Origin of the sequence: Pseudoalteromonas ostreae (assembly GCF_018069805.1) — a bacterium.
Classification (GTDB): Bacteria; Pseudomonadota; Gammaproteobacteria; order Enterobacterales; family Alteromonadaceae; genus Pseudoalteromonas; species Pseudoalteromonas ostreae.
The window spans coordinates 1-26584 of record NZ_JAGPYN010000038.1 but is presented as its reverse complement, the minus strand read 5'-3'; the positions used below and the strand labels follow the sequence as shown (position 1 = coordinate 26584).

Sequence of the window (26584 nt, the reverse complement as noted above, 5' to 3'; positions counted from 1 at the left end):
GAGCCCAAAAGTTTTCCCCATTGAAATTTCGTTGTCGCCCTCGGAAGTTTTTTGCTATCGAAATTGCGCTTTTTCCTTTCAAATAACCGACAACATTAGAAACTGCAAATTTTGGAGGTATACTCAAACACATATGAACGTGATCTTTCATTAAATGCCCTTCTTCAATTATTACCCCTTTCCTTTTAGCTAATTCATGAAACGTCTCACCTAAGTGCTTCCTAATCGCTCCGTAAATCAACTTTTGTCTCTTTTTGGGAATAAATACAATATGGTATTTACAATCCCAACGAGTATGAGACAAACTCTTATAGTCTCGCATAGGTTATTTCCTCTTTACTTTTGGTCGAGCAAAGAAGATACCCCTACCGTTGTCACGGTCAAACCTATGCGAGTCACCCCAGCTGAGCTGGGGGTTTATCAATGTTTAATTAATGCCTTAAAGTGTGAGGGGGAACAGCATCCAAACCACAGCGTTTTGCTTGCTGTTTTTTGATAATCTAGTTGACTGATTCACTGAGCATACCAACTAAAATCATCTGAACATGCAGATTTAGCTGTTACAACTCCTGCTGAGCGTAAATCAGTGTTTGATGAATGCGCTACTTACCTTACCTTGCTCTGCGGCATGCCTACCTTATTGCTATTTTTAAACAGAACTCAAAGGTGAACTTAAAAGATATGTTAGCAATGAATGTAATCATAACTTATCGTTGTACAGAAATTACCAAAAAGGAACACATCATACATTTTATTAATTAAGTATAAACTTTGCATCTAATAACACTTAAATATTTATAAACATGGCAATGTCTCAACTTTATTTTTAGTTTAACTACCGCTATGGTAGACTATTATCTTCTATATTGTATGATGTGTTCTTATGGTAACTAAAGTTCAAATTCGCAGTCAGTTCGATTTACTTAGTGATTTAACTAACCACTTTATTGATGATTTAATGCAATGCGATTATTCAAAGGCTGATTATTATCAATTGCCTGATATTGTTAGTAACGATGAAAAGATAGTTCCTCAATCGATCAATGTTACGAAAATTACAGGAGATGCGGGCCACAGGTTGATTTTAAATTCATTTAACGATATCTATAAAAAATCAGGCTTAAGTAGTCGTGTTTTAAAACGTCACCCAGGGTTACTGGTAATAAAAAATGCAGATCAAAAACAGCTTGTTGCTCGAATTCAGCAATTAAATAAAGCTAAAGCTGCATTTAAAGAATGTATTTTAGCTATTGATAATAATGATGCTCGCTTTGAAGCGGTTCATAATGCTATACCCAATTTAATAACACTCGCCGCGTACCGTAAAATTCATTTTGAAGTAAACTCCCCTTTTTCAGTTCGTTTTACGTGGATGCACAAACACGCGACTAAAACACTGACAAAAAAGATGGCACTAGCCATGCTCGAAAAATCAGCCGGTTATTCCAATCCTAGAATGATAGATCAACTCAGTTGGCAAACACTCGTTGCTCAAGAACAATTACGTGTCGCTAGTTTAGGAGATAAAGATAAATTACGAATAAGACGCCCAACCCGCGTTAGCCCACAAGTAAATGTGAGATACACCGCGCAAAATCGTTATCATGTTAGTGCCGCACTACCTTTTATTTTGATAAACCCTGAACCGGACGTAAAACTAGGTACGTTATCAGATTATCAAAAACCACTAAGCCATCCGCGTAAACGTGAGTATGATTTTCTTGTTGATAGATTATATTTGGAACAAGTTGATAAATAATTATGTTAAAAAGGCCGCTAAAAGCGGCCTTGGTCAGAATAATATTAAGCGGTAAGTTAATCTTTAACTATTTCTTCAATTTTATCTTCGTCAATTAAAACTGCATTTTCAACTATGCGTTTACCACCTTGAATTTCAATACGTTTATTATGCTTATTCAAAGTAAGTATTTCATCACAAAACTGATCTGAAGGATGCATCTCGTATGTGTAATCTACAATGTTGCCAGTTTTATCATCTTTAACATTCGTAATGCTATATTCTGAAATAGCACCTTTTTCGATAAGATCTTTCATCGTGGTGGTCATATCACGACGCAATGCTTTTAATTTATTTTCAGTGATATCATCGGTTGAATATATTGAGCCATATTTTTCCATGATAGATAACAACCTAAAATGATATGTTTTTCCTGGTGCCGCATAGCGCCAAAGATGATAAAGACGCAACATCATCCAGCGAGATAATCCGCGCTTTAATTCTTGCGCACTATTGAAATAGTAACCTTTGTATTCAAGGTTATCGATCATGTTATGGACAAACGCATTCAAACACGCTACACATTTAACATTGCCGCCCTGCCCTTTTTTACCACTAAAGTGCAAAGAAGAAAGAAAGTTCATATTTGATTCGTAGAATGAATCATCAATATTGGTATTTTTAGTATCTGTCGCTGAATACTTAAACGATAGCTTAGAACCTTGCAGTGCTTCTAATGCTTCTTTTATTTGTGGGTAAGGCATTGATTGCCCAACAGCTTTAAGTTCTTGCGCTAATTCGTTCATAGAAAAAACCACGGCATATTGAATACCGGACTTAAAATTGATTTTTACAATTTTACCTTTAGAAGCTAAACGGATTAGTGCACGCTCTACTTTTTCTTCACGATCTGATGGCCAAACCAAATATTCAACATCTTCACCGTCTTTACGGGTACTTACTACCGCTGGAGTAATTTTAATTTCACCATCATACAAAATGCCATCCACTTTTTCGGATATCTTTCGAGTAATAATAGTTTTTTTAGGCGCTTCCTCTAGTGGTAATTTTTTATGGCCTGAGCGAACAAAACGTCCCCACAAATCATAATGATTAAAAGTATTCGAATAGGCCCTTAATCCATGCGCTGCATTTTCTAATGAAACCCGCACATCTTTATTGTCTGTGAATAATGCGAGGCTTTCGTTATCTATTGCACTTTCCACCCCGTGGATCTGACCCCGTAATGTATCGGGTAAGTTATCTACCGAGATGTTGACCTTTCGGTTCATTGTTATGATTTCCAATTTTATTGCGACAGCTAATAACAACACATTAAACAGAAAAAGTTAAATGTTTAAGTTAGTATAAAACTGATCTGGGTTTAAAATATATGTTCAGATCACTATTTTACTAAGCAACCTTAATGATCTTGATTTCCAGATCAGTTTTTTACTAACACTAGTCTTATAAATCTAAATTTTACTAACTCACGCATATTTTTGTCCGTCTATTTCTTCTTTTTAACCATAAATACACGACATAAAACTAATTTTTACTAATGCCTGTGGATAATCACCGAATCAGTTAGCATAGATCTGATCTATACCTACTACAGATCAGATCTATACTAATTGAACAGCCTATTTATCCTGATCGTAAGTGGATAAGTTCTTAATTATCTTAGTAAAAAACTGATCTCGACAGTAGTTTTTGTGGGTAAACCTGTGCTCAACTTGTGCATAACCTAATTATCAGATTTAGGGTTAGTAAAATAGCGATCTGTTAGTTACTAAAGATCTGATCTTAACCAAGTATAAACTTGATCCACTTTTTTTACTATTATTTATATATATCATAAGCTTAGATGTCTATTTTATGCACTTAACCTTTACTACCTTATATATTTAACCACCTTTAAACTTCTTTATTTATACTAAGCAATTTTAAAATTACAAATTAACTCTAAATGTCTTGTTATTAAAAGCCATGTCGTCATAAATAGTTGTTTACAGCCAATTGAATGGACATTATACTTAATACCTAACTTTGAGGAATAAAGTATGTCAATTCATAATAATGCGCTATCCACCTATCGGCTTTTAAAAGCAACTGCGGAAGTCGCAGAAAAATCATTAGCAGGACGTATTCAGCATTATCGTGCCCACTTAAAATCTGAAGAAAAAGAGCTTCGAACTTACACTCAAAAAGCAGCTGCAGATCTACTAGGTTGTAACAATCGTACCTTAAAACGCCGCCATGACAATGGTGATTTTGACCAGCTAAACATTAAACGCGGTGCAAATGGCCATTACGCGTACACGCTAGTAAATATATTTGCTATGGCAGATATAATGGATATTCAACCAGATCACCGTAATGTTGACGATAAACTACAAGTTATTGTGATCAATTCTCTAAAAGGCGGCTGTGGTAAAACAACCAGTATGGTAAATATTGCAGCAGCCCTAGCTACGACTAACATTAAACGATATCGTATTGGTATTATTGATTTGGATCCGCAAGGATCATCATCAAGCTTTTTCCCACCAAGTGAACCAGAACCGATAACGGTCGGTGATTTAATGCGAGATTGCATTGATTTAGATCCTGATGAAACTTGGCAACAACTTGTTACAAATGCTTTTTTGCCTACGCACATCCCTAATATACGTATTTTGCCCTCTGGTATGGATGATTTTTACTTTGAACACGAAACGGCAACTTTGCTAAAAGATAGTTCAAGTTACGAAAAAACACGTCATTATCATAAATTATTAGAAAAAGTAATTGATCCGGTTAAAGATCAATTTGACATTATTTTAATTGATACGGCTCCTTCTCTTAACTTCATGTTTTATAATGCTTTAATGGCATCTACAGCTATGCTGATCCCGGTCCATCCTGAGGCCGTTGATTTTGATGCTAATAACAAATATCTAAAACGTTTAGGTGAGATCTATCATACCGTTGCATCTTTAGGTCATGAAGGCTGGGACTTTATGCAATTTTTAGTAACTAATTACGTAAAAGGCAATCATTCACAGCGTGACATCGTTAAAGATGTGCGCAGTGCATTTGGTCGTCAGGTAATGAGTTACCCAATTAACCACAGCTCGGCAATTACAGCGAGCTCTTCGTCATTCAATACGATTTTTGATCAAAAAACATCTGATAGTTTAGCAAGTCGAGAATCATTGCTCAGAGCTCAAGAAAATATAAAAGATGTTGTTGATGAATTAGAAATGCTGATCCGTTCAAACTGGCAATCAACACAATCTCAATTGAATGAAACTAAGTAAGGTAGTTAACAAAAAATGGCTAAAAAACGTAAAAATGACACCAGCTTAGATCCTTTTGCTACTTCAATTGGTAATAGCAATCTTGATGAATTACTAGAACAAGCAAATGCAGGCGATGTGATCAAAATGCCTGCACCAAGTGATCCTAATCGTCAGATCACACTCATTTGTAAAGTGATCCCACATGCTGAAATAGAAAATACTACCAAAGTGTACGCAAAAAATCGTCGTGTTCAAGTGTTACTCAATGAAAAGTCTGTCGCTGATATACTCCCTGCAATAGCCGAGGATGGTCGTAACCAACACCCCGCCCTATGTTGGGATAAAGGTGACGAAACGCTGGTATTAGCCGGCTCACGTCGTCGTATGGCCTGTATAATCGGCAATGCTAACTACATGGTTCTTAGTTCAGGTGATTTTACAGATTTAGATGCTAAGATTTTAGCGGTATCGTCTGACCAATATATTGCCCCGAGCCTCTGGGAACTTGGCCAAGCATATCAACAAACTAAAGATGAATTAGTTGCACAAGGTAAAAAAGGTTCTTACCGTGAAGTCGCCGCCATTGAAGGTGTATCGCATACGGCCATTGCAGATGCAATTAAAGCCTTTGAGAAGCTTCCTGCTGCTGTACTAGCTCTTTATCCAACAGCAAATCATGTTGGCCGTGAAGTTGCTAAAAAACTGATTGCAGCGAAAGAGCGTGATGAACATAGCTTTAATCAGCAAGTCAATCATTTAACACACGACAACAGCCTGGCTGAGATAATAGGTGATGATAAGCGTGCAATGATGATCACTAAGTTGCTCACTGCTGAGCCACAGTCCGCTCAACGTCGAGAAGCGCTTCTCGAAAATAATTACATTAGCTTACAACGTAATTTAAAAAGTGGGGATTTATCAATTAAAATTGATAATAAAGTTATGACAGACAAGCGGTTAGAACAACTCACTAAGTTGTTAAATGCATTTAATTAGTTAATAAAAATCTGATCTTGAGGCGTTCGTTTGTTAGTAAAATTCTGATCCAAATCTGTGTTTTGTTAGTAAAATAATGATCTGAAATATCAATAAACCTTACTATTGAGCTCATAGATCATTTTTTTACTAACTGATTAGCTATATTTTTCACTCATATCGCTATTTTTTTATAACTTAGTAAAAATGTGATCTGTAAACGCGCTTAATTGTTAGTGGTATGTTTGTAAGTTGTGGGTTTGTTGTTGATTAGTTGTGTTTAACTATAGAATTCAGCTGTTTTTGTATTGAGATCATTTTTTTACTAACTTATCAGCTCCAACCAGCTTTTTAATCATTTTAATGCTTTAGCTCGACGCCGATAAATCATATACTGGTAAAATTATTTTTATTTTTGACTGCCCTGAGCAATATGTCTGCTAACTTATCTAAGAATGACCTACTCGCTATTTTTGAAGAGATCAAGCAAGAACAAGCGACTCAATTTCCTTTATCTGAACGATTTATAAAACAGCTGTTTAAGCCACATATGCTCAGTAAAGCAAAAGAGTACGTAGCAAATGGTCAAATTAATTGGTTAGAGCATAATCATGATTTCTCTGTCATTGATGCCTCGGTGTTTGGAAATCAAGGCTGTACTTTTACTCAACATATAGAGATAAAAAAGTTAGCCAACGGTTTTGCAGTTGATCGACATTGTTCATGTAATGCCAAAACTAACTGTCGCCACTTGGCTGCTGTATTGTTAAAGCTGAAGATTGATCACTCTGGTGATTACGGCCAAGACTATATAATGAATGATTGGTTTGAAGAGCTAACAACACTTAAGCAAAACCAGTCATCACAAGCTAAAAATGTATTGTTATTTGTACTTGATGTAGAAAACTCTCGGGTTATTTTAACACCAAAAATAGCGGCTTTCTCTGCGGAACATCAGTATACCCTCGGTAGAAATCTTACTGATCAGCAGCTTAATAGCTTTGTAACACCGTCTGATTTACTCGAAACTGACTTTCGTTTATACAGTTGGATCCGTTCGCAAAATGCACTTGGTAATTTAGAGCTTAGAGGACAATGGGGATTTAACGCATTGCAGCAGTTAATTGCTTCTCAGCGTTTGTTTTTTGGGCGTTCTCGTCAGTCGATTAAAGCAGATAGTGCTGAAGATCTGAGTTTTTCGTGGTCACACAAAAAAGACCTTATTCAATTAAATGTAAGTTTAACGGGTAAACAATCTTGGTTTTTACTTAAAACTACACCACCCACTTACCTTGATACAGAGACACTACGCATAGGCCGGTTACGTACACCGTTGAGTGGTGAAGAAGTTGCTCATATTAAAGCGATCCCTGCCATTCATACTGCTAATTTTGACCGTGTTTATAAGCAATTAGCTGCAAATTTTGGTGACGGTGTGATACCTCATTACCAATCATTTGAACGTAAAAAAATAAAACGGGTAGCAGATACTTGTGCGGTTGTGGAGGTTAGTAATAGCAATAACCAATTGCAACTAACGCTTACCTTTAACTATCAAGATGGTAATTACGCTCCAGATTCAGCACCCGCAAATATTCTCAATGCATCGCTTGAAAATACCGTTATCACAGAGCTCACAAATTTAGGCTTTGAATTATGTAAAGGGGCTTTACAAAATGAGTTTATTTTTAATAAACAATCAGTTATTCATCAGCACTGGTTTAAATACGAGGTTTTGCCTAAACTTCGTCAGCGTGGTTGGAAGGTAACAGATAAAAAACTAGTGATAAAAAAATCAATCACTAATGTCAGCTTGGATGTTAAACGTGGTAAACGTCATCAAATTATTAGTAAAATAATGATCTCAAATGCTAAAGCTGCCACCGTATTAGCAAACGATAATCCAGAATTTCAATCACTTAATCGTCAAAGCGAACTTTTTTATTATTATGCAAATGGTAAACAGTTTGGAGTAATAACAAAACCAGCTTTTGATACGCTTACTGATTTTAAAGATCGTTTTGAGTTTATAAAAACACGCGATGAATTACTTATACCTTTATCATTTTTAGTACATTTAATGAAGATGAGCTGTTTTGAGGTTAACTTAGTCGACGACAGCTTAGAGTCTTATTTAGCTGAACTAGATGCACCAGCTACTGCTACTACAGTGTTACATGGCTTAAATGCGGGCGTTCGGCTTCGCGAGTATCAACAGCAAGGCGTTCAATGGCTACAGTTCTTAAAACGCCATCAGTTAGGCGGAATCCTCGCCGACGACATGGGATTAGGAAAAACCTTACAAGTTATTGCATTTTTAGCTAACGCACGGCAACGAGAGCAAGCAGGCCCAACGTTAATTGTCTGCCCAACGAGCTTGGTCAGTAATTGGCAAAATGAAATGGCTAAATTCGCCAGTAGTATTAAAGTGACGACCCTATTTGGTAGCGCGCGGATTGAGCAATTACAACATTTAGCCCAGGCAGATTGCATTCTTACTACTTATCCATTACTCAAGCGTGATATCGCTTACTACTCGCCGTTGTATTTTGAGAACATTATCCTTGATGAAGCGCAGTATATAAAGAATGACAGTGCGCAAGTATCTCGTTTAGTTAAGCGTTTAAATGCTCAATTTAACTTATGTTTAAGTGGTACACCGATTGAAAACAATTTATTTGAATTGAAATCATTGTTAGATTTTGCAATGCCTTCCTTGCTTGGTTCACAGGCTCATTTTAAGCAGCATTTTCAGACTCCGATTGAGCGTGACGCTGATAGCGATCGTGCTAAAGAGCTTAAATCACTGATCTTGCCTTTTATTTTACGTCGCACTAAAGCTGAAGTAGCACAAGAACTACCACCAAAAACTGAGTTGATCAAAGAGTTTGAGTTCGAAGCACAGCAAAAAGATATTTATCAAGGTATTACGCATTCTCTCGAGGAGAAAATGGTCGATCTGTTTGCTTCCCAAGGCGCACAAAAGAGCAAACTAGCCTTTTTAGAGGCGTTATTAAAGTTACGACAAATATGTTGTCACCCGCGTTTGATTGACGAACATACCTCAGCTAGAAGTGCAAAACTTGACTGGTTGAGTAGCCATTTACCCGTGATGTTAAGTGAAGGCCGTAATATTATTATTTTTAGTCAATTTACTTCTGCATTAGATATTATTGCGCAGCAGCTAGCATCATTGGAGATCAATTACAGCCTGCTTACGGGGCAAACGCGTCATCGCGATAAAGTGATCGAAGAATTTACCAGTGGTCAAACGTCGGTCTTTTTAATTAGTTTAAAAGCTGGCGGTACTGGGCTTAATCTTACGCAGGCTGACACTGTGATCCATTTCGATCCTTGGTGGAATCCAGCAGTAGAAAAACAAGCGACAGATCGTGCTTATCGGATCGGTCAAACGAACCCTGTATTTGTTTATAAACTTATAATGGCAAATTCAATTGAACAAAAAGTATTTAAAATGCAACAACATAAGCAAGCGCTTGTTGATGCATTATTTACTGAAAAATCAATGAGTTTTACAAAATTTGATGAACAACAAATGCTTTCTTTGATAAAAAGTTAGCGTTATATAAAATTAACCTCCTAGATTTATTTTGAACTAAATTAACTTTGGGGCGTCTACTATTGTGCTTGTTGTTGAATTGCAGTTTACACAAGCATCATTGTTGATTTCCCCCTATTTGATTACTAATTTTTAGTAATAATTCAGCCAGCCCAATTTTGAGCTGGCTTTTTTTATGCCTGCTAGTTGGAGTTTGCAGTATTAGTTTCAATAATTTTAAATTATTTTTGAACTAAATTAATTTAGGGGCGTCTACTATTATGCTTGTAGTTAAATTGCAGTTTACGCAAGCATCATGTTGATTTCCCCCTATTTGGTTACTAATTTTAGTAATGATTGAGCCAGCCCATTTTGAGCTGGCTTTTTTTATGCCTGCTATTTGGTGCATGGAATATTATTTTATCAATTTTAAATTTATTTTGAACTAAAGTAGCCTGGGGGCGTCTACTCTTTTGCTTGTTGTTGAATTGCAGTTTACGCAAGCATCATGTTGATTCCCTAGTTTTAGTTACTAATTTTAGTAATGATTGAGCCAGCCCATTTTGAGCTGGCTTTTTTTATGCCTGCTATTTGGTGCATGCAATATTATTTTATCAATTTTAAATTTATTTTGAACTAAAGTAGCCTGGGGGCGTCTACTCTTTTGCTTGTTGTTGAATTGCAGTCAACGCAGGCATCATGTTGATTCCCTAGTTTTAGTTACTTATTTTAGTAATATTAGGCCAGCTCACTTTGAGCTGGCTTTTTTTATATTTCATTCTTTTTACTTATCCCTTTAATAAACAATTGCTGTAATAGTACGTAATGTTTATTTTGCCTTTTTGTTTCTAAAATACTGTTGTCTGGCCGCAATTGTTTGCGGATTAATCTATAAAATGTCAAATGTTAATTTTTTGTTTTATTTTTATTTGGTTGTGTCTATTATAGAGAATTGATTGTAATATCAATAGTTAGGCACATACCTCATCATTTTATAAAGGTAGTGATAATGGCTTATTTAATTAATAAACATACAAGTGAATATTGTTTTTTATATGCGCATCATAGTTTTGGGCGCTTTCAATATTCTGTAGATACACTTGTCAATGATCTGAGTGTGTCGAAAATACACACCATTATTGAGTGGTTAAATGGCAAGTGGTATATCCGTGACTTAAGTCTGAATGGTACTTGGTTAAATCATAAACGTTTGGTGAAGGATAACTCTGAAGAATTAAGTATTGGCGATAAAATTTATTTTGCCGGTAATTCAGAGGTTACTTATGTGGTTAAAGATCTCAGTGCTCCTACAGACCAATTAATCAAATTAGATGATGAGCAAAGTAAAACAGCCGAGACAATTAAGCTTAATCATTACCACCTATTGCCAGAGCCGCAACCTGATAGCGTGGTTGTTTTTGAGCAAAGTAGTGGCCAATGGTTGTTAGAATCATTACACGATGATGAGTTTACGATACGAGAAGTTTTAGAAGATCATAGTATTATTACTTTAGGTGGTGAACAGTGGATGTTTCTTTCTAGCCATCAGGAAGTTGCAACTCAGATGAGCTCTGTACCACAATTGTATATAAGTGATTTAGACTTTATTTTTAACCTAAGCTTGGATGAAGAAACATCAGAACTAAAAATTCAACATCACAATAATAATAAAGATTTTGATTTGCATGTTCGCTGCCATCACTACTTAACCTTAAACTTAGCGCGCTATAGAGCGTTAGATGCTAAAAAAGGTGTATTACCAGCTAATCAAGGTTGGGTAAATACAGAGCAATTAGTGAAAGATTTAGGTGTCGACATGCGCTATTTAAATATACAGATACATCGTGCTCGCAAGCAATTTTCAGAAGTTCTAGTAAATGTTCATGATGCTGAAAATATCATCGAAAGACAATTGCGAAAAGTGCGGTTTGCTGGTGCATCCTTTATGATCTATAAAGGGTGTGAATTAGAGAGTACCTCGGATGTCGTTAGAGCGTGAAACAGTATTAAAATTTAATAAAGTCATCACTAACTATAAATTAATTAAGTTACTTAACCAAGGAGGAATGGGAAGTGTGTATCTTGCAGAGGATACACGTTTAAAGCGCTATGTTGCGATTAAATTATTAAAGCCTACTGAGCACTCAATAGAACATAGCGACCCCTTGGTTGAAGCGCAGCTGCTTGCTCGTTTAAATCACCCTAATATTGTACAAATACACGATGTAATTTTGTATGAGCAGCAAATTTGTATCGTAATGGAATACTTAAAAGGTAAAACATTACAGCAGTTTCAACATCAGCACATCACCACACTCTCCGAAAAGCTTAATTTATTAGCACAACTGTGTGCTGGTTTAGCCCATGCTCATAGCCAAGATGTGATGCATTGTGATTTAAAGCCTAGCAATATTTTAATTGATAAAAATGAATTAAAAATCACTGATTTTGGTATTGCAACATTACAAAATAAGCCGCTTAGTGAGCAACGTGATGAATCCAGTTGTGGTAGTGCTAGTGCAATGTCGCCTGAGCAGCTTAATAAACAGCCGTTAGATTTTCGCAGTGATTTATTTTCTTTTGGTATGCTGGCCTATATGTTTATTAGTGGCCGTCATCCATTTGGCGAAGGATCTGCGCAAACGATTGCAAATAATATTGCCAACGGTAAAGCGTGTAATGCACATGAGATCATTCCTAAGTTACCTAATGAATTATGTGATTTACTAAATCAATTATTACAACAAAAAAAAGGCCGCCGCCCTGTTGATGCCCAAAGCGTAGAACGTAAGTTACAAGCCGTTATTATAGCCATTAAACAGCAAGAAATTTTAGCGCAAGACACCGTTCCGATAGAGCAACTCGCATTACAAAAAAAATCGCCTAAAAAGGCTGTTTTTTTAGGGACCTTGCTTTGCATAGCCTTGGCCGCTACAGGCTTAATGTATAAGCTGCAAGTACATAAACCAGCAGAGCACTATGTTGCATTTTTACCTCCGGTGGTTAAATCAGCCGCACTGTTATCCGCAGATACAAATATGCTCAAAGCCACAATTGATGATGCTATTAGGCAAAGTATTATTAATAGTAAGCAGTTAAATCTTATTTCGCAGGATGAGGTTGCGCTCATTTTACAAAGCGGCAATGCTAAACTTACTTTTACAGATAAGTTACATAAATTAAAGCAAGCAACGGGAGCACAAGAAGTGGTGACCGCTGAGCTTAATTGTATGCAACCGCAATGCTATTTAACGTTAGTTCGGCTCGAGGCGCCAAATTGGACGGTAAAAGCGCGTAAGCAATGGCCCATTGTAATTGATAGTTATAATCAGATGTACCATTTAAGCAGTCAGCAATTAACAGCGCTTTTCCCTGATTTTGATAGTAAATATATTGCAATGGCGCAGCTTAGTGACAAAGAACAAATAGAACATATTGAGCTTTATCAAAAAGTGCAGCAAGTTGGTGATTACACCGATCAATTATTTATGCGTATTAAAGAGGCTATAGAACAAACCCCGCAGTTATATGCCAACTATGAGTTATTACGTGAAGTCGCACTGAGTTTATATCAGCAATCACAGCAAGCAGAGTATTTAAATATTGCCAGTAAATTACTTTTTAACTCACCAACTGCGTATCAAAACACCCCTGCATTTGCTACAAATGCAATGCTAATCGCGGTTGCTAGGCAAGATTGGTTAACTGCGAAGCAGTATTTAGCTAAAGCTGAACAAGTTGGAGCAAGTTCTACCGCTCTTTATGAACTTAAAGGTTTATTATATTTACAACAAGATCAGTTGCTTGAAGCACAGCAGGCGTTTGAACTTGCATTAAAAATACGAGCAAATCCAATAATAAAGCAAAATTTAGCGCAAGTATTATGGTGGCAAGGTCAAATTGAAGAGGCAAAACAGCTGCTTAATGAAGTTATAAGCTTAAGCTCTCAAAACTATATGGCAAATCAATTACTGGCAGATATAGCCCTAACAGAAGGTGATTTAGCCATTGCTATAAAGCAATATAAACAGGCAATTGAGATTAAACCTGATAGCATAGATTTAAGTAACTTAAGTATTGCTTATTCGTTACAAGGAGAGTTTTCGCAAGCATTAATAGTTGCCCAACAGGCGGTTGATATAAACCCAGAGCATATCAGCTTTCGCCTTAACCTAGCTGATATTGAAAAGGTTTTAGGACTTAGTGAGTCATATCCGGCTAATTATTTAAAGGTAGTTGAGCTGGCGCAAGATCAACACACCCTTGATAGTTATTTAGAAGTAGCACAAGCATACAGCCAACTCGGCGAAGCTAAACTTGCCTTGCAAGCACTCAATAAAGCAATCAGTATTGCGTCAGATCATAATGAATATGTGTTCACTGCAGCGCTTGTATATAGTGTGATTGGTGAATATCAGTCAGCGTTTATGTATATAGAAAAGTCATTAATGATAGGCTATCACCCTATGTGGTTTAATTTACCCTGGTTTAAACCTTGGTGCCAAAAAGAAGAGTTTATTGCGTTAATGCAACAACATGACTCTTCTTTTCGTTGTGCTAGTGCTTTATATTAGTATGTAGCACCAGGCCTACGAACAACAATTTTAGGATCTTGTGACATATAAATTTTACCAGAAGGCACATGTTTAGCTGTATACCTAAACGAAATAGGTAAATACTCAGTTTCTTTGCCTTCGGTTACTTCAACAACTTTTTCAAGGTTGCCTTTATTTACACCGTTAAATTCATAGGTCGGCTCTACTTGAGAAATTCTTAAAACTAAAGTGTCGTCATCAGTGATTTCGGTAGAGATATTATATTGGCAATTGCTATCTGCATCACAATATTCAACACCGTTACCGTAAAATTCCCAATCGGCAGCCACTGATGGATCTAGGTTGATAATAAGCTCTACGTATTGTCTTTTCTCAGTGCTTATGAAATCGTTTTTTCCCGCGTTATTAAACAACACACTCAGTGACTCAGTCGGATTTGTTTCGTTATTGAAAAATGTTAACCAATTTTCTTGAGTATGAGGTAAAACAGTCAACGTTTTAACGGAGAAATAGTTATCAGCCTTGCATTGCACTTCAATATTAGGGGTTTTAATATCGTTCATTTTTTCAGTCCTTGCATTGGTGTATAGGTAAAACCACTTGTTGGTTTTCATTATTGTTCTGAGTGTAGAATAAAATTGTTTATATAACTAATTAATATGGGTATTTTGTAATGTCTTGTAATATTTTTTTGAGGGTCATAAAAAAGTAAAAAAACCTATCTTGGTATTTTTAGATTGGCTATTATGAAGCCTCTTTGGGTTAATTAAAGTTTATTTTATGTATATACAGTTACTTACAAATATAGATTGGGTAAGTGTTGGGGTTGGTTTTGGTGTTGGCGCGGTGCTTTTTAGTGTTATTAATGCAAATCGTGGGAAACGACTAACGGCAGAGCTAAACGAGCAGCAGCAACAACTTGCGTTATTGCAAACACAGTCCAATGAAAAACAGCTGCAATATACTGTATTAATAGATGAACATGATCTACTTAAACAAAGCCACCAAGAGCAACGCGATGAAACTCAACACTATAAAACCCGCTTTACCGAGCAAGAAAAACAAAGCCAGCAATACAACCATTATTGGCGCAAAGCTGAAGCTGATTTAACAACACTACGAAGCGAATACAATGCCCGTGATGTTGAGCTCAATAATATGCGCACTATGCTTGAGCAAAAGCAAAGCCATTTTGAGCAACAGTTACAACATATTAAAGAAAGCAAAGAACAACTTAAAAAAGAGTTCGAAAACCTTGCTAATCAAATACTCGAAGAAAAATCGCAAAAATTTAAAGTCCTTAACCAAGAAAGTATTGAGCAGCTGTTAAAACCTGTAGAAGGTGAGCTAAAAGGCTTTAGAGATAAACTCGAATCAATTCATGTTGAAGATGTAAAACAACGTGAAGCTCTGAAAATAGAGTTATTACATCTACAAGCGAAAAGCCAAGCAATCACTGAGCAAGCAGACAGGCTCAGTAACGCATTACAAGGGCAAAAGAAAACCCAAGGTAATTGGGGCGAATTAATGCTTGAAAACGTGTTAGATAGCGCAGGGTTGCGCGCTGACACTGATTATAAACGCGAGGTATCGTTCAACACCGAAGAAGGCCGCCTGCGCCCCGATGTAGTGGTGTATTTACCACAAGGTCGTCACTTGGTGATTGATGCTAAAACATCGCTAAACGCATACACACGCTACGTTAATGCCGATAATGAACTTGAGGCTCAACAAGCAATTAAAGAGCATGTTGAGGCCATAAAAGCGCGTATTAATGAGCTCGCTAGTAAATCATATGACCGCTTACCAGGGCTTAACTCCCCTGAGGTTGTTATTATGTTTGTACCCATAGAGTCCGCCTTTGTAGAAGCACTTAAATACCAAAGCGACATTTACCAGCAAGCAATAGAAAAGAACATTCTGGTTGCTACCCCCACTACCCTCTTAACCAGCTTAAATATTGTGAAACAGTTATGGCGTTTTGAAGAGCAAACTAAATATTCCAAAGAGTTGGCAAACCGCGCCGAGCGTTTTTATAACAAGCTCAACGGCTTTTTAACCAGTATGGAAGGCGTTGGTAAGCAACTAGATAAAGCCAAAGAAAGTTATGACAAAGCGTTTTCGCAGTTATATCGTGGTAAAGGCAATCTAATTAAACAAGCTTCTGAGTTTAAAGAATTAGGGGTGTCGGTACAAAAAGAATTGCCTAAAGAAAGCGTTGAACGAGCGCAATTAGAGTTAGATGAATAATTTTGCTAAACGTTATTGTTCGATGCAGCCAAGGAAAACACATTATGAACATTGGGATTTATATTTACGATGATGCTGAAATACTGGATTTTTCAGGCCCATTTGAAGTGTTTTGCACGGCAAAGCGCTTAGCAGATAATAACTGGCAGGTATTTTTTGTAGCAGAACATGCGGCGCCAGTAATTGCCCGCGCAGGGTTTAGTGTAAACCCCCATTACAGTTTTGCTGATCACCCCGCGATTGATTTACTCATTGTAGTTGGTGGCGTTCATACTGCTGAATTAATTAAACCGCAAGTAATTAGCTGGATCAAAAAAACGGCTGATTCAGCAAATCACGTTGCTTCGGTGTGTACAGGGGCTTACTTATTGGCCAAAGCGGGTTTACTCGATGGCTTAACGGTGACTACGCATTGGGAAGATCAAGCAGATCTTGCTGCTATGTTCCCAAGCCTAAACGTAGTTGCAAATAGGCGTTGGGTATCACAGGGTAAATTTACCACCTCTGGCGGTATTTCTGCGGGGATTGATATGAGCTTGGCGCTAGTTGCGCAGTTAATAAGCCCAGCACACGCTGAGCTTACAGCAAAAAAAATGGAATATCAGTGGCACAAAAACGTTTAATTGTTTGGTAATTGTTCACTGATAAAGTTATGCATATAATCCCTAAGACAAACCGCTTTTTTACTAAGTAAACGACCGCTTGGCCAAATAGCAAAAATTTCGCGATTACGACTTTGCCATTCAGGTAAAACCCTTATTAGCTCGCCTGTTTTAAGCTCATTTATAATTTCAAATCGCGGTAGTAAGCCTACTCCTTGATGATCAGCCACTTGGTATTTAACAAAGCCAGTATCGTTATAAATACTGCTAAATCGACACATGTGTGTATAGCTTGCGCGTGAAGTAGTGTGGGTGAGTGGCCATTTATTTCTTAGTGTAGTGCCAATTAAGCGGTGTTGTTTAAGGTCGTCTGGTTCTGTGAGCACTGGTGCATTGGTTAAATAAATTGGGGTAGCCACTAAAATAGAATCTGCTTGTCCGAGTTTTTTTTGTTGCAAAAGTGAATCCGCTTGTGGGCCGATTCTTAATGCTAAGTCGGCTTGGCTTTTAATAATGTCTTCAAGCTGATTATTTAAAATCAGCTCCAATTGTATATCGGGGTATTGCTTGCAAAACGACAACCACATTGGCTTTAAAAAACCATGGCAAATATTAAGTGGCGCAAGCACTTTTAACTTACCGCTCAATAGCTCTTTTTGTTGATTGAGTTGATGGCTGGTTTGTTCAAACTGCTCAACCAAACTTGCGTAGCTTTGGTAATAAACCTGCCCTTGTTGAGTCAGTGTGCATTGGCGCGCAGAGCGATGCAGCAGTTTTTGCCCCAGTCGAGACTCTAGCCGTTGTAATCGCCTTGTAACGGTTGCCGCAGGGAGCGATAAATACTCTCCAGCTTGAGACAAGCCACCTTGCTGCACTATGTGCACAAACAACACTATATCGTCTAACATAATTCCATTTTTGCAATTTAAGTTTGATTAAAGCTTTGTATTTAACGTTTTTGTAAGTGTATATCATAGTGCTTAAGTTTTCAGCAAAAGGTGACATTATGTTTTCAACAATTGATTGGTTGGCGGTCATAATTATTGGTATAGGTGCTACGGCATTACTTGATGCATGGGCGCTACTACTTAGTAAGTTTGGTATTAACTCTTTAAACTTTTGCCTAGTGGGGCGCTGGCTATGCTTAATGCGCTACGGCAAGTTTAAACACCTTGCTATTAGTAAAACCGCTGCACAACCTAATGAATGCGCAATTGGTTGGTTTAGCCATTACTTTATAGGGGTTATTTTTGCATTGATATTTATACTATTGTTGCCAAATCATTGGTTAACAGCGCCAAGCTTAATGCCTGCTCTACTTTTTGGCGTGCTAACGGTTGTTATACCTTTTTTTGTGATGCAACCAGCTCTTGGGCTAGGTATTGCTGCGGCTAAAACATCAAAGCCAATCACCGCTAGAATTAAAAGCACTTTATCGCACGCAGTGTTTGGTGTGGGTTTATACCTAAGCGCATTAGCGCTGTCACTCTTTTGAGAGGTTGTTATGCAAGCAGAATATTGGTTAAAGCGCTGGCAAAATAATGATGTTGGCTTTCATGGCGATAATGTAAACCCGAGTTTAGATCGTTATTTTACTAACTTAAATTTACCGCTAGATAGCCGTGTGTTTGTACCTTTGTGTGGCAAAACAGTTGATATACACTACTTGCTCAATATGGGCATGCAAGTTGTAGGTGTAGAACTTAGTGAGCTTGCTGTTCAACAGCTGTTTGATGAATTAGCACTTACGCCAAAAATAACGACACATGGTCTACTTACTGCGTATCAGGCTCTGGGGATCTGTATTTGGGTCGGTGATGTGTTTGCTTTAACTGTTGAGCATTTAGGTCATGTTGATGCAATATATGATCGCGGTGCCTTAGTCGCGCTACCCTACACTATTCGCAGTCAATATGCCCAACACTTGATTAGCCTAAGTGATGCTGCACCGCAATTATTGATCACCTGTATTTACGACCAATCGCAACGTAGTGGCATGCCATACAGTGTGCCTGCGGCAGAGGTACAGAGTATTTATGCAAAGCAGTACAGCTTAAAAATGCTCAGCTGCGAAAAATTAAACCAAGGTATTAAAGGTGTTACCCCTGCCAGTATTGTGGTTTGGTTGATGACTGCTAGAGCTTCTTAGAATTTGCACTTTAGCTGTGCATTTTTGTGGCTAGTTAATTGCGATTTGAGCATGCATTATAATAACCACATCGAACAATTAAGGGTTAAGTATGCCGCAACCAGCAAATGTTTTCTTTTTATCTCATGGTGGTGGTCCATTACCACTGCTAGGAGAGCCAAGCCATAAAGATATGGTGGAATGTTTACAAACCGTTGCTGCTAAAATCAAAAAGCCTAGCGCTATTTTAATGATCAGCGCACATTGGGAAGCTCAGCCTATTAGTATAACGGCGCACAGCTCACCGCTGCACAGGTTTTTGTGGATGTTGCCTACTCAGGCCGTTTTACTGCCACTGCCGATCGGCTTGAAATGTCACGCCCTATGGTTGCTCGCCATATTGAGTCGGCAGAAGTCTGGTTAAATACTCGCTTATTGCATCATACTACCCGTAAAGTTACGCTTACCACCGCTGGCGAGGGCTGTTTACCCGAAATAGAGCAATGGTTAGCACAGGCTAACCGTTGGTAATTAATTATAAAAGTTTGGGTTTAAACCATAGCTTTGTGCGTTAAGCATGCTGATATTGTGTAGGTTATTTTGTTACAGTAAATGTAATAAGCGCCTTAATCTATAAAGGTCAGCAGACCCAAGGAACAATAATAATGAATCTGATCAAAACATCGGGCTTGGCACTGGCCATTGTTGCGGGCTTAGGCTTGCAAGCATGTTCAAGTACCAGCATAACAACCAACAACAATGCAGCGATGAGTACCGTGAATAATCCATTAAGCCTAGCGCAAATTTATAAAGATAAAGAGTTTAAAACCCAGCGTAGCACTTACTTTAAGTGGCTAGACGATGGCACCGGCTACACTGTGCTTGAAGAGCGCGAAAGCGAAAAAGAAAAAGCAGACGATAACAACGCCGATGACGAAAAAGAGCACGGCGTAAAAGGCAACGACATTGTATTTTACAATGCTGACGGCACAGGCCGTAAAGTATTGGTTGAGTTTGAAAAGCTGTTGCCAGAGGGCGCAGACGAGCCATTTGCAATCGAAAGCTATCAGTGGTCAAAAGACGGTAAATGGCTGATGGTATTTACCAACAGCGAGCAAGTTTGGCGTTCGCGCAGCCGAGGCGACTTTTGGTTACTTAACCTTGAGACAAACCAATTACAGCAATTAGGTGGTAAAGACGTTGAGCCAACTAAGTTAATGTTTGCTAAGTTCTCGCCAGATAGCTCAAAAGTGGCTTACGTACGCGATAACAATATTTATATGCAAGCGGTTGGTAGTAACGATGTAACCGCGCTCACAACCGATGGTAACGCCACCATTGTTAACGGTAATTTTGATTGGGTATACGAAGAAGAGTTTACTATTGCCGATGGTTTTCGTTGGAGCCCCGACAACAAATCAATCGCCTATTGGCAGCTTGATACCAGTGACGTTAAATTTTTCACTATGATCAACAACACCGATGAGCTCTACCCTACCCTTAAAGAATTCCCTTATCCTAAAGCGGGTGAAACCAACTCTGCCGTGCGTGTTGGTGTGGTAAGCCTTGCTGATAAACAAACCCGTTGGGCTGAGCTTGAAGGCGATAACCGCGACCGTTATATTCCGCGTATTAGTTGGGCAGGCACCGGTAATGAATTAATGATTCAAGATTTAAACCGCCCACAAAGCCATAACAAAGTGTGGTTGTTTGATTGGCAAAAGCAGCAACTGACTAAAATTTTAGAAGACAAAGACGATGCGTTTATCGAATGGTTTTATAAAGCAAACTGGTCAAAAGACGGTGAGTTTTTTATTTGGCATAGCGAACGCGACGGTTGGCGTCATCTTTATCGTGTATCGCGCGATGGCAAAACTATTATCGACCTAACCCCTGGTGATTACGACATTATTGATATGCTGAGCATCAATGAAGATAAAAACGTAATGTATTTTATTGCCTCGCCAAACGATCCTGGTCAGCGTTATTTATACAGCACACCGCTTGATGGCAGCAGCAAACCGGTACGGGTAACGCCTGCTGAGTTTGAAGGTTCAAACAGCTACTACATGTCAAAAGATGCCTCATGGGCTATGCACACTTACTCAAAATTTGGTACGCCACCGACTAAAGAGATCATTAAAGTGAGCGATCATAGTAATGTAAAAACCTTAGTTGAAAATACAAAGCTTAAACAAAAACTGGCTGAACAAAGCTTACCAAAGCATGAGTTTTTTAAAGTAAACGCGCAAGATGGCACCGAGCTTGACGGCTACATTATGTTCCCAGAGAACATGGATAAAAGTAAAAAATACCCAATTGTGTTTTACGTATACGGCGAACCATGGGGTTCAACCGTGCAAGACCGCTGGGAAGGTAACAGTTACTTATATAAATCGTTACTAACGCAAAAAGGCTTTATTGTGGCATCGGTTGATAATCGTGGTACACGTGCACCAAAAGGCCGCGATTGGCGTAAATCAATTTATAAAAAAATTGGCTCAATTACCGTGCAAGACCAAGTAGACGCGCTTGATGCTATGGCTAAACGTTGGGATGTAATAGACACAGACCGTGTTGGTGTGTGGGGGCATTCAGGGGGCGGTAGTTCAACCCTTAACTTATTGTTCCGCCACGGTGATAAATTTAAAGTGGGCATTGCCTCAGCCCCCGTGCCAGACATTCGTTTGTACGACACCATTTACCAAGAGCGTTATGCGGGCAATCCAAATACCGATCCTGAGAGTTACAATAACACCTCGCCTATTACCTTTGCTAAAAACCTAACCGGTAAGCTATTACTTATTCACGGCACAGGCGATGATAACGTGCATTATCAAGGCTCAGAGCGTTTAATTGACGAACTCGTTAAGCACAACAAACAGTTTGAGTTTTTCTCATACCCTAACCGTTCACACAGCTTACGCGAAGGCAAAGGCACCACCTTGCATTACCATACTATGATGGCTGACTTTTTTGAAAAGCACTTACTAACCAAGTAATCGCTTTAAAAGTAAAATACTAAAGCCGCACACTAATTATTAGTCTGTGGCTTTTTTAATCAAAATGTAACGGGGGTTTACAGCTGGGTGTAAAGGTTAACCTTGAGAAAGGAAGTCTCATGTCCTTATACTAAACCTAAATAACAAGAACCTGAGTAAAATTTACTGGAAGATGACTTTGGTCTTTTGCTTTCTTAAGTAGTATTAATTTAGCTATCAGCAGAGCTATTTAATAATTTACTATTCTCTTTTAGACTTTCTATATACTTAAGCATAATACCTTCCATTAAAGGGGTTATAGCTGCATTAGCGTCTTTGTACCAAGGTTTATCATTTTGAGACATATTTAGATCGAATGTAAAATTAGCCATAAGATAATATTTTTCATTCAATTGCGTTGCAAAAACGTATTTTTTCTTTGTTTCGTTAGAACGAATCTCTGTATATTTTATCCACTCAATATTATTAAATGTACATTCATCAAATTGAGATATTTCAGGGAAACCTGAATTTAATAAGTTAGACTCTATGTGATGTTGCTTTTCTTCGTCTGAAAATGGTGTGGCTCGGCGAGCAGAATGAGCTTCTATTTCATTGATGAGCTCAGTATTATGCCCTTTAAAATATTTACCTATTGAAGAGGAATTATAATAGTCGTTATATTCTTTTAGAATGGCATGGCCGAGTTCTTTAGTGCTAGTGACTGGAGATGCGAGCTTTCCAATAGTAATATTGAGCCGCAGGCTTCCCAACTCATCTGACATCGGCGTTCGCATTAGAGGCCAATAAAACCAATAGGACTCATGAATTGGAATATATCTAGAATGTCGAATCTGACTATAGTTAGTTTCAAACCAATTTGCTTCTGTAAAAGGATAATTTACAATTTTTGTTTTAGGTTGTTTCAACGGATTACAAACTGGAAGAGCAACGGTCAATTTAAGCTCTTCGTCTAGGTAATAATGCTCTTTTTGAATATTATTAAAATCAGGGCCTCCGCGATAACCGCGGAGTATTTTTTTCATTAGCATTTAAGTATCCCTCTCAATACAACCACTCTAAGTATTTTTTTCTATATAATTTAGTACGTCTTGTGCTCTCCGATGATTACCAGCTAAGCGCAATTGAGTATGATAAGACTCTAGCCCCAAATAAGGTAATGTATGTGGGCTGGTTAATTCTGTTCCTAAAAAGGTAAGACCCATAAACTTTAAGCTACGAATTAAACTGCTGGGAGATAGATTATTTTGTCCTGCCATATTAGGTACTACATCAAAGGGGGGCATTTTTTAATGATTTTATTTTACATTGACTAAGTATTTCATTAACAGTGTTCACTATTACATTAATTGGCACCAACTTCTGTTGATTAGAGGCATTTAGTGCATTTAATGAAAGAGTGAACATCTCCTCGTTGTTTGCTGCTGACCAAAAACCTATCAAGTTATCATGCTCATTGAACGTAGCTTTCCAAATTGATAACTTTGCATCTCGCTGCTCCCAGATATGGTTTTCAGAATGTAATAAATTCACCGTATGAAAAAGGTCCTCTTCCCACATTTTTTCATATCTTTTGTGTGAGTATTCCACAATTTTAATCTCTGGCGCTTTTTTAGCTGAGCTTTTAAATAAAATAGAGTCGTGCTCAGGCCTTATGACTCCGATAGTAATGGTTATTATTTTATGGTCATCTATAAGCTGAAAGTTATACTTGAGATCGTTATCATATTTTTTCTTACTAATTGTGACTGCTTGATTCCCTATAGACGATATTTCGCAAAACATCGTTGACTGGCTACGGCCATGAGTACTCAATGAAATAAGCAATAAAATTAACCAAATAAAACTATATTTTGAAATATTATGTATCACTAAATTATCCTTTTAAATACTTAGTATAAAGATCTAGAGCTAACGCTTATCTTAATTATCACTTAAAAACCATACTGAAAGAACACCGCGCTTAATCTATTTCGATAGAAGTTTTCATATTTCTTTCTAGATAATGATTATAGAGCTCTTTAATGAGAGCGTTATGCGGGTAACCCAAACACCGATCCTGAGAGTTACGATAACACCTCGCCGATTACCTTTGCTAAAAACCTAACTGGTAAGCTATTGCTTATTCACGGCACAGGCGATGATAACGTGCATTACCAAGGCTCAGAACGCTTAATTGACGAGCTTGTAAAGCATAACAAGCAGTTTGAGTTTTTCTCATACCCTAACCGCTTACATAGCCTACGTGAAGGCAAAGGCACCACCTTGCATTACCATACAATGATGGCTGACTTTTTTGAAAAGCACTTACTAACCAAGTAATCGCTTTAAAAAGTAAAATACTAAAGCCGCACACTAATTATTAGTGTGCAGCTTTTTTAATCAAAATGTAACGGGGGTTTACACAACGAGGTGAAAGGTCAAGGAACAAGGAAATACTGCTCAATGGCAATAATTGAATCGTTTAATGTTAAACACAGCTTGGTACGAGAATAGAAATAAAAAGAGTAGCATCCATGCTACTGCAAGTGCGATATTAATAAAAACTAAGAGCTTGGTTGCGAAGGTTGATACTTATTAACGAGAATGTGCTGCAAACTTTTAAGTGCCCGCTTTATCGCTTGCAGCATACTTCTTCCTTTTGTATTTACATTAATACTGGGTAGCCCAGGCAAAAGAATATTAATTTTGCATTGCTGCAAAGTGCCGTGGCGCTCACTCGAAAGATCATTTATTTGAATCTCAACTTTACGAATATTTAAAGCCGCAAACGGTCAGCTCACAAATTACTAACTTAGAGCAACAACTTGGAAAACCGCTGTTTATTCGTCAAGGACGAGGCCTACAGTTAACGGAGTTTGGCCATGTAACTCAGCAGTCTTTAAACAACAAGCCTTTAGTGCTCCCCGCAAAAGAAAGCCCCGTCGCGCGGGCTATTTATTATTGGCTGCAAGAGCAACAGATTGAAATGACAATAGCTGGCCATGTTGACGACAGCGCATTAATGAAGTCGTTAGGTGAGCAAGGGTTTGGGATATTCCCTGCGCCTATTTTGGTAAGAGCCGAAGTAGAGCGCCATTACGGCGTTAACTACATTGGTACAATTGATAATGTTTATCAGCATTATTATGCCTTTACGCCTGACAGGCTAATTAAAGACAGTATTTATGACGAATTTATAAAGCACGCGCAAATGACGTAGATTTTAGTTAATCGCTTTAAGATTGACGGGCGTCGCGGTGCGGGGTACGGATCTAAAACCTTACAGTTCAAATAAATATATTAAAAATATTAATAAAGCGATAAAGAATATCGGAGTGAGCAAATAAAATATGATATTGGCTACAATTTTATTGTTATCTCTAAACTTTAATACTTTTTGGCGTGCGGCAATTAAGGCTGGGAATGTAATAAACCCTTGGATACCGATAGCTAAAGTAATAGTAAGTTGCATGATAATAATTTGCCAGTATTGCTCTGGGTCATCAATTAACGATGCTTGTTGATAGTCGCTGCCTGTCGTTCCAAGCTGATGAGCAGTTCCTGTAATTAACCCTATGATAGGTGATATCAAAAAGAACAAAGCAACACTTAAGATTGTTTTATCAACTTTATCCCTTAATTTAACTATTTTCATAGCATCCTTGTCTTAAAATTTTTATCTCAAAATATATTCGCAAGCAAGCCTGCGAACTTTAACCTTATCGAGTAAACATATTGATTGCCATTATTATTAATAAGCCGGCAAATATTTTCTTTATGGTTGAAACTGGCAAATAATGCGTAGCTTTAGCACCGAGTGGCGCAGTAAACCATGAGGTGCATACAATACCCAATAAAGCGGGCAAATACACAAAGCCTGCAAATCCTTGTTTTAGGCTAAATAACTGGCTGCCTGAGCTGATATAACCCATTGAGCCAAACAGTGCTATCACAATGCCAGAGGCCGATGCGCAGCCTATGGCTTTTTTCATATCAACAGAAAAAAACGTCAGTAACGGCACCAATACTGCCCCGCCACCAATACCTATCATGGCAGACAAGCCACCGGTTATGGTCGTATAAACACTGAGTAACCCTTTGTTTGGTAACGGGCGCTCTAATGATGAATCATTCTTACCAGAAAAAATCATTTTTAGTGCAATTAGCACCACGCTTACAGCAAATACCAAACGCACTACATGCTCGGGTAACAGCGCGGCCATAAAGCCACTAATGAGCGCGCCAAAGGCAACGCCTGCCATAACCCAAGGTGCAATATCCCAGGGTACATTGCCATTTTTATGATGCGCAATAGCCGACGAGGTCGAAGTAAATAAAATAGAGGCCAGCGAGGTCGCAATGGCAACCACCACTACTTGTTCAGGTGGCAAAGCATTAAAGTGCAGTAATATCATGCTGAGTATGGGCACAATCACCAGCCCGCCCCCGATTCCTAATAAGCCTGCTAAAAAACCAACACCGCTACCTAATATGGCGCAGTATATAAT

The 26584-nt window shown here is 38.0% G+C and carries 19 protein-coding genes and 3 pseudogenes; 14 read left to right on the top strand and 8 right to left on the bottom strand.

Going from position 1 to position 26584, the window contains the following annotated elements; all coding sequences use genetic code 11:
• Nucleotides 1-322, bottom strand: a 322-nt coding sequence (tnpA, locus tag J7338_RS19770; protein WP_210798677.1) for an IS200/IS605 family transposase, incomplete at its 3' end; no start/stop codon positions are given.
• A 561-nt stretch (nucleotides 323-883) separates the two neighbouring features.
• Here tnpA and J7338_RS19765 point away from each other — a divergent pair.
• The gene (locus J7338_RS19765; RefSeq protein ID WP_210798676.1) at nucleotides 884-1759 is read left to right on the top strand and encodes a DNA replication terminus site-binding protein; all 876 of its coding nucleotides are present in this window, start codon (nucleotides 884-886) and stop codon (nucleotides 1757-1759) included.
• Between the two features lie 56 nt (nucleotides 1760-1815).
• Here the strand turns inward: J7338_RS19765 and J7338_RS19760 are convergent, their stop codons facing one another.
• The gene (locus J7338_RS19760) at nucleotides 1816-3030 is read right to left on the bottom strand and encodes a replication protein A (protein ID WP_145239015.1); all 1215 of its coding nucleotides are present in this window, start codon (nucleotides 3028-3030) and stop codon (nucleotides 1816-1818) included.
• 771 nt (nucleotides 3031-3801) lie between these two features.
• On the opposite strand from J7338_RS19760, the gene J7338_RS19755 reads away from it, so the two are divergent.
• The 5 genes from J7338_RS19755 (at nucleotide 3802) to J7338_RS19735 (ending at nucleotide 14130) form a co-directional block, all read left to right on the top strand.
• Nucleotides 3802-5040: an AAA family ATPase gene (locus tag J7338_RS19755; RefSeq protein ID WP_210798675.1), complete on the top strand. Its 1239-nt coding sequence runs from the start codon at nucleotides 3802-3804 to the stop codon at nucleotides 5038-5040.
• Nucleotides 5041-5055: 15 nt separating this feature from the next.
• The gene (locus J7338_RS19750; RefSeq protein WP_210798674.1) at nucleotides 5056-6018 is read left to right on the top strand and encodes a transcriptional regulator; all 963 of its coding nucleotides are present in this window, start codon (nucleotides 5056-5058) and stop codon (nucleotides 6016-6018) included.
• A gap of 412 nt (nucleotides 6019-6430) precedes the next feature.
• Nucleotides 6431-9577, top strand: a complete 3147-nt coding sequence (locus tag J7338_RS19745) for a DEAD/DEAH box helicase (RefSeq protein WP_210798673.1) — start codon at nucleotides 6431-6433, stop codon at nucleotides 9575-9577.
• 988 nt (nucleotides 9578-10565) lie between these two features.
• A complete protein-coding gene (locus J7338_RS19740; protein WP_210798672.1) occupies nucleotides 10566-11555 on the top strand; it encodes an FHA domain-containing protein in 990 nt (329 codons plus the stop codon).
• Entirely contained in the window at nucleotides 11539-14130 is a 2592-nt protein-coding gene (locus tag J7338_RS19735) for a serine/threonine-protein kinase (protein ID WP_210798671.1), read from the top strand. The genes J7338_RS19740 and J7338_RS19735 overlap by 17 nt, the downstream gene beginning before the upstream one ends.
• On the opposite strand, the gene J7338_RS19730 is transcribed toward J7338_RS19735, so the two are convergent.
• The gene (locus J7338_RS19730) at nucleotides 14127-14675 is read right to left on the bottom strand and encodes a hypothetical protein (RefSeq protein WP_210798670.1); all 549 of its coding nucleotides are present in this window, start codon (nucleotides 14673-14675) and stop codon (nucleotides 14127-14129) included. The two genes, J7338_RS19735 and J7338_RS19730, sit on opposite strands and share 4 nt — an antisense overlap.
• Nucleotides 14676-14892: 217 nt before the next feature.
• On the opposite strand from J7338_RS19730, the gene J7338_RS19725 reads away from it, so the two are divergent.
• Entirely contained in the window at nucleotides 14893-16362 is a 1470-nt protein-coding gene (locus J7338_RS19725; RefSeq protein WP_210798669.1) for a DNA recombination protein RmuC, read from the top strand.
• A gap of 44 nt (nucleotides 16363-16406) precedes the next feature.
• Nucleotides 16407-16985 carry a DJ-1/PfpI family protein gene (locus tag J7338_RS19720; RefSeq protein ID WP_210798668.1) on the top strand — a complete coding sequence of 193 codons (579 nt, stop codon included), beginning with the start codon at nucleotides 16407-16409 and terminating at the stop codon, nucleotides 16983-16985.
• Here J7338_RS19720 and J7338_RS19715 read toward each other — a convergent pair.
• The gene (locus tag J7338_RS19715; RefSeq protein ID WP_210798667.1) at nucleotides 16982-17872 is read right to left on the bottom strand and encodes a LysR family transcriptional regulator; all 891 of its coding nucleotides are present in this window, start codon (nucleotides 17870-17872) and stop codon (nucleotides 16982-16984) included. The two genes, J7338_RS19720 and J7338_RS19715, sit on opposite strands and share 4 nt — an antisense overlap.
• Nucleotides 17873-17970: 98 nt before the next feature.
• On the opposite strand from J7338_RS19715, the gene J7338_RS19710 reads away from it, so the two are divergent.
• The 4 genes and pseudogenes from J7338_RS19710 to J7338_RS19690 all read left to right on the top strand — a co-directional run bounded on the left by J7338_RS19710 (nucleotide 17971) and on the right by J7338_RS19690 (nucleotide 22094).
• The gene (locus J7338_RS19710) at nucleotides 17971-18459 is read left to right on the top strand and encodes a DUF2938 family protein (protein WP_210798666.1); all 489 of its coding nucleotides are present in this window, start codon (nucleotides 17971-17973) and stop codon (nucleotides 18457-18459) included.
• Between the two features lie 9 nt (nucleotides 18460-18468).
• Nucleotides 18469-19113 carry a thiopurine S-methyltransferase gene (gene tmpT, locus J7338_RS19705; protein ID WP_210798665.1) on the top strand — a complete coding sequence of 215 codons (645 nt, stop codon included), beginning with the start codon at nucleotides 18469-18471 and terminating at the stop codon, nucleotides 19111-19113.
• A gap of 300 nt (nucleotides 19114-19413) precedes the next feature.
• Nucleotides 19414-19617, top strand: a pseudogene (locus J7338_RS19695) (helix-turn-helix domain-containing protein); the annotation flags it as partial.
• A 140-nt stretch (nucleotides 19618-19757) separates the two neighbouring features.
• Nucleotides 19758-22094 carry a S9 family peptidase gene (locus J7338_RS19690; protein WP_210798664.1) on the top strand — a complete coding sequence of 779 codons (2337 nt, stop codon included), beginning with the start codon at nucleotides 19758-19760 and terminating at the stop codon, nucleotides 22092-22094.
• Between the two features lie 209 nt (nucleotides 22095-22303).
• On the opposite strand, the gene J7338_RS19685 is transcribed toward J7338_RS19690, so the two are convergent.
• Entirely contained in the window at nucleotides 22304-23119 is an 816-nt protein-coding gene (locus J7338_RS19685; protein ID WP_228733040.1) for a hypothetical protein, read from the bottom strand.
• A 247-nt stretch (nucleotides 23120-23366) separates the two neighbouring features.
• Nucleotides 23367-23966 (bottom strand): hypothetical protein, encoded by a 600-nt coding sequence (locus tag J7338_RS19680; protein ID WP_210798662.1) that lies wholly within the window; start codon nucleotides 23964-23966, stop codon nucleotides 23367-23369.
• Between the two features lie 156 nt (nucleotides 23967-24122).
• Between J7338_RS19680 and J7338_RS19675 the strand changes: the two are divergent.
• Both J7338_RS19675 and J7338_RS19670 read left to right on the top strand, forming a co-directional pair.
• A pseudogene (locus J7338_RS19675) lies at nucleotides 24123-24416 on the top strand (alpha/beta hydrolase family protein); the annotation flags it as partial.
• Between the two features lie 436 nt (nucleotides 24417-24852).
• Nucleotides 24853-25296 (top strand): annotated as a pseudogene (locus tag J7338_RS19670) (LysR family transcriptional regulator); the annotation flags it as partial.
• Between the two features lie 60 nt (nucleotides 25297-25356).
• On the opposite strand, the gene J7338_RS19665 reads toward J7338_RS19670, so the two are convergent.
• Nucleotides 25357-25731: a hypothetical protein gene (locus J7338_RS19665; protein WP_210798661.1), complete on the bottom strand. Its 375-nt coding sequence runs from the start codon at nucleotides 25729-25731 to the stop codon at nucleotides 25357-25359.
• Between the two features lie 64 nt (nucleotides 25732-25795).
• Nucleotides 25796-26584: sulfite exporter TauE/SafE family protein (locus J7338_RS19660; RefSeq protein WP_215909151.1), on the bottom strand; the 789-nt coding region annotated here is incomplete at its 5' end.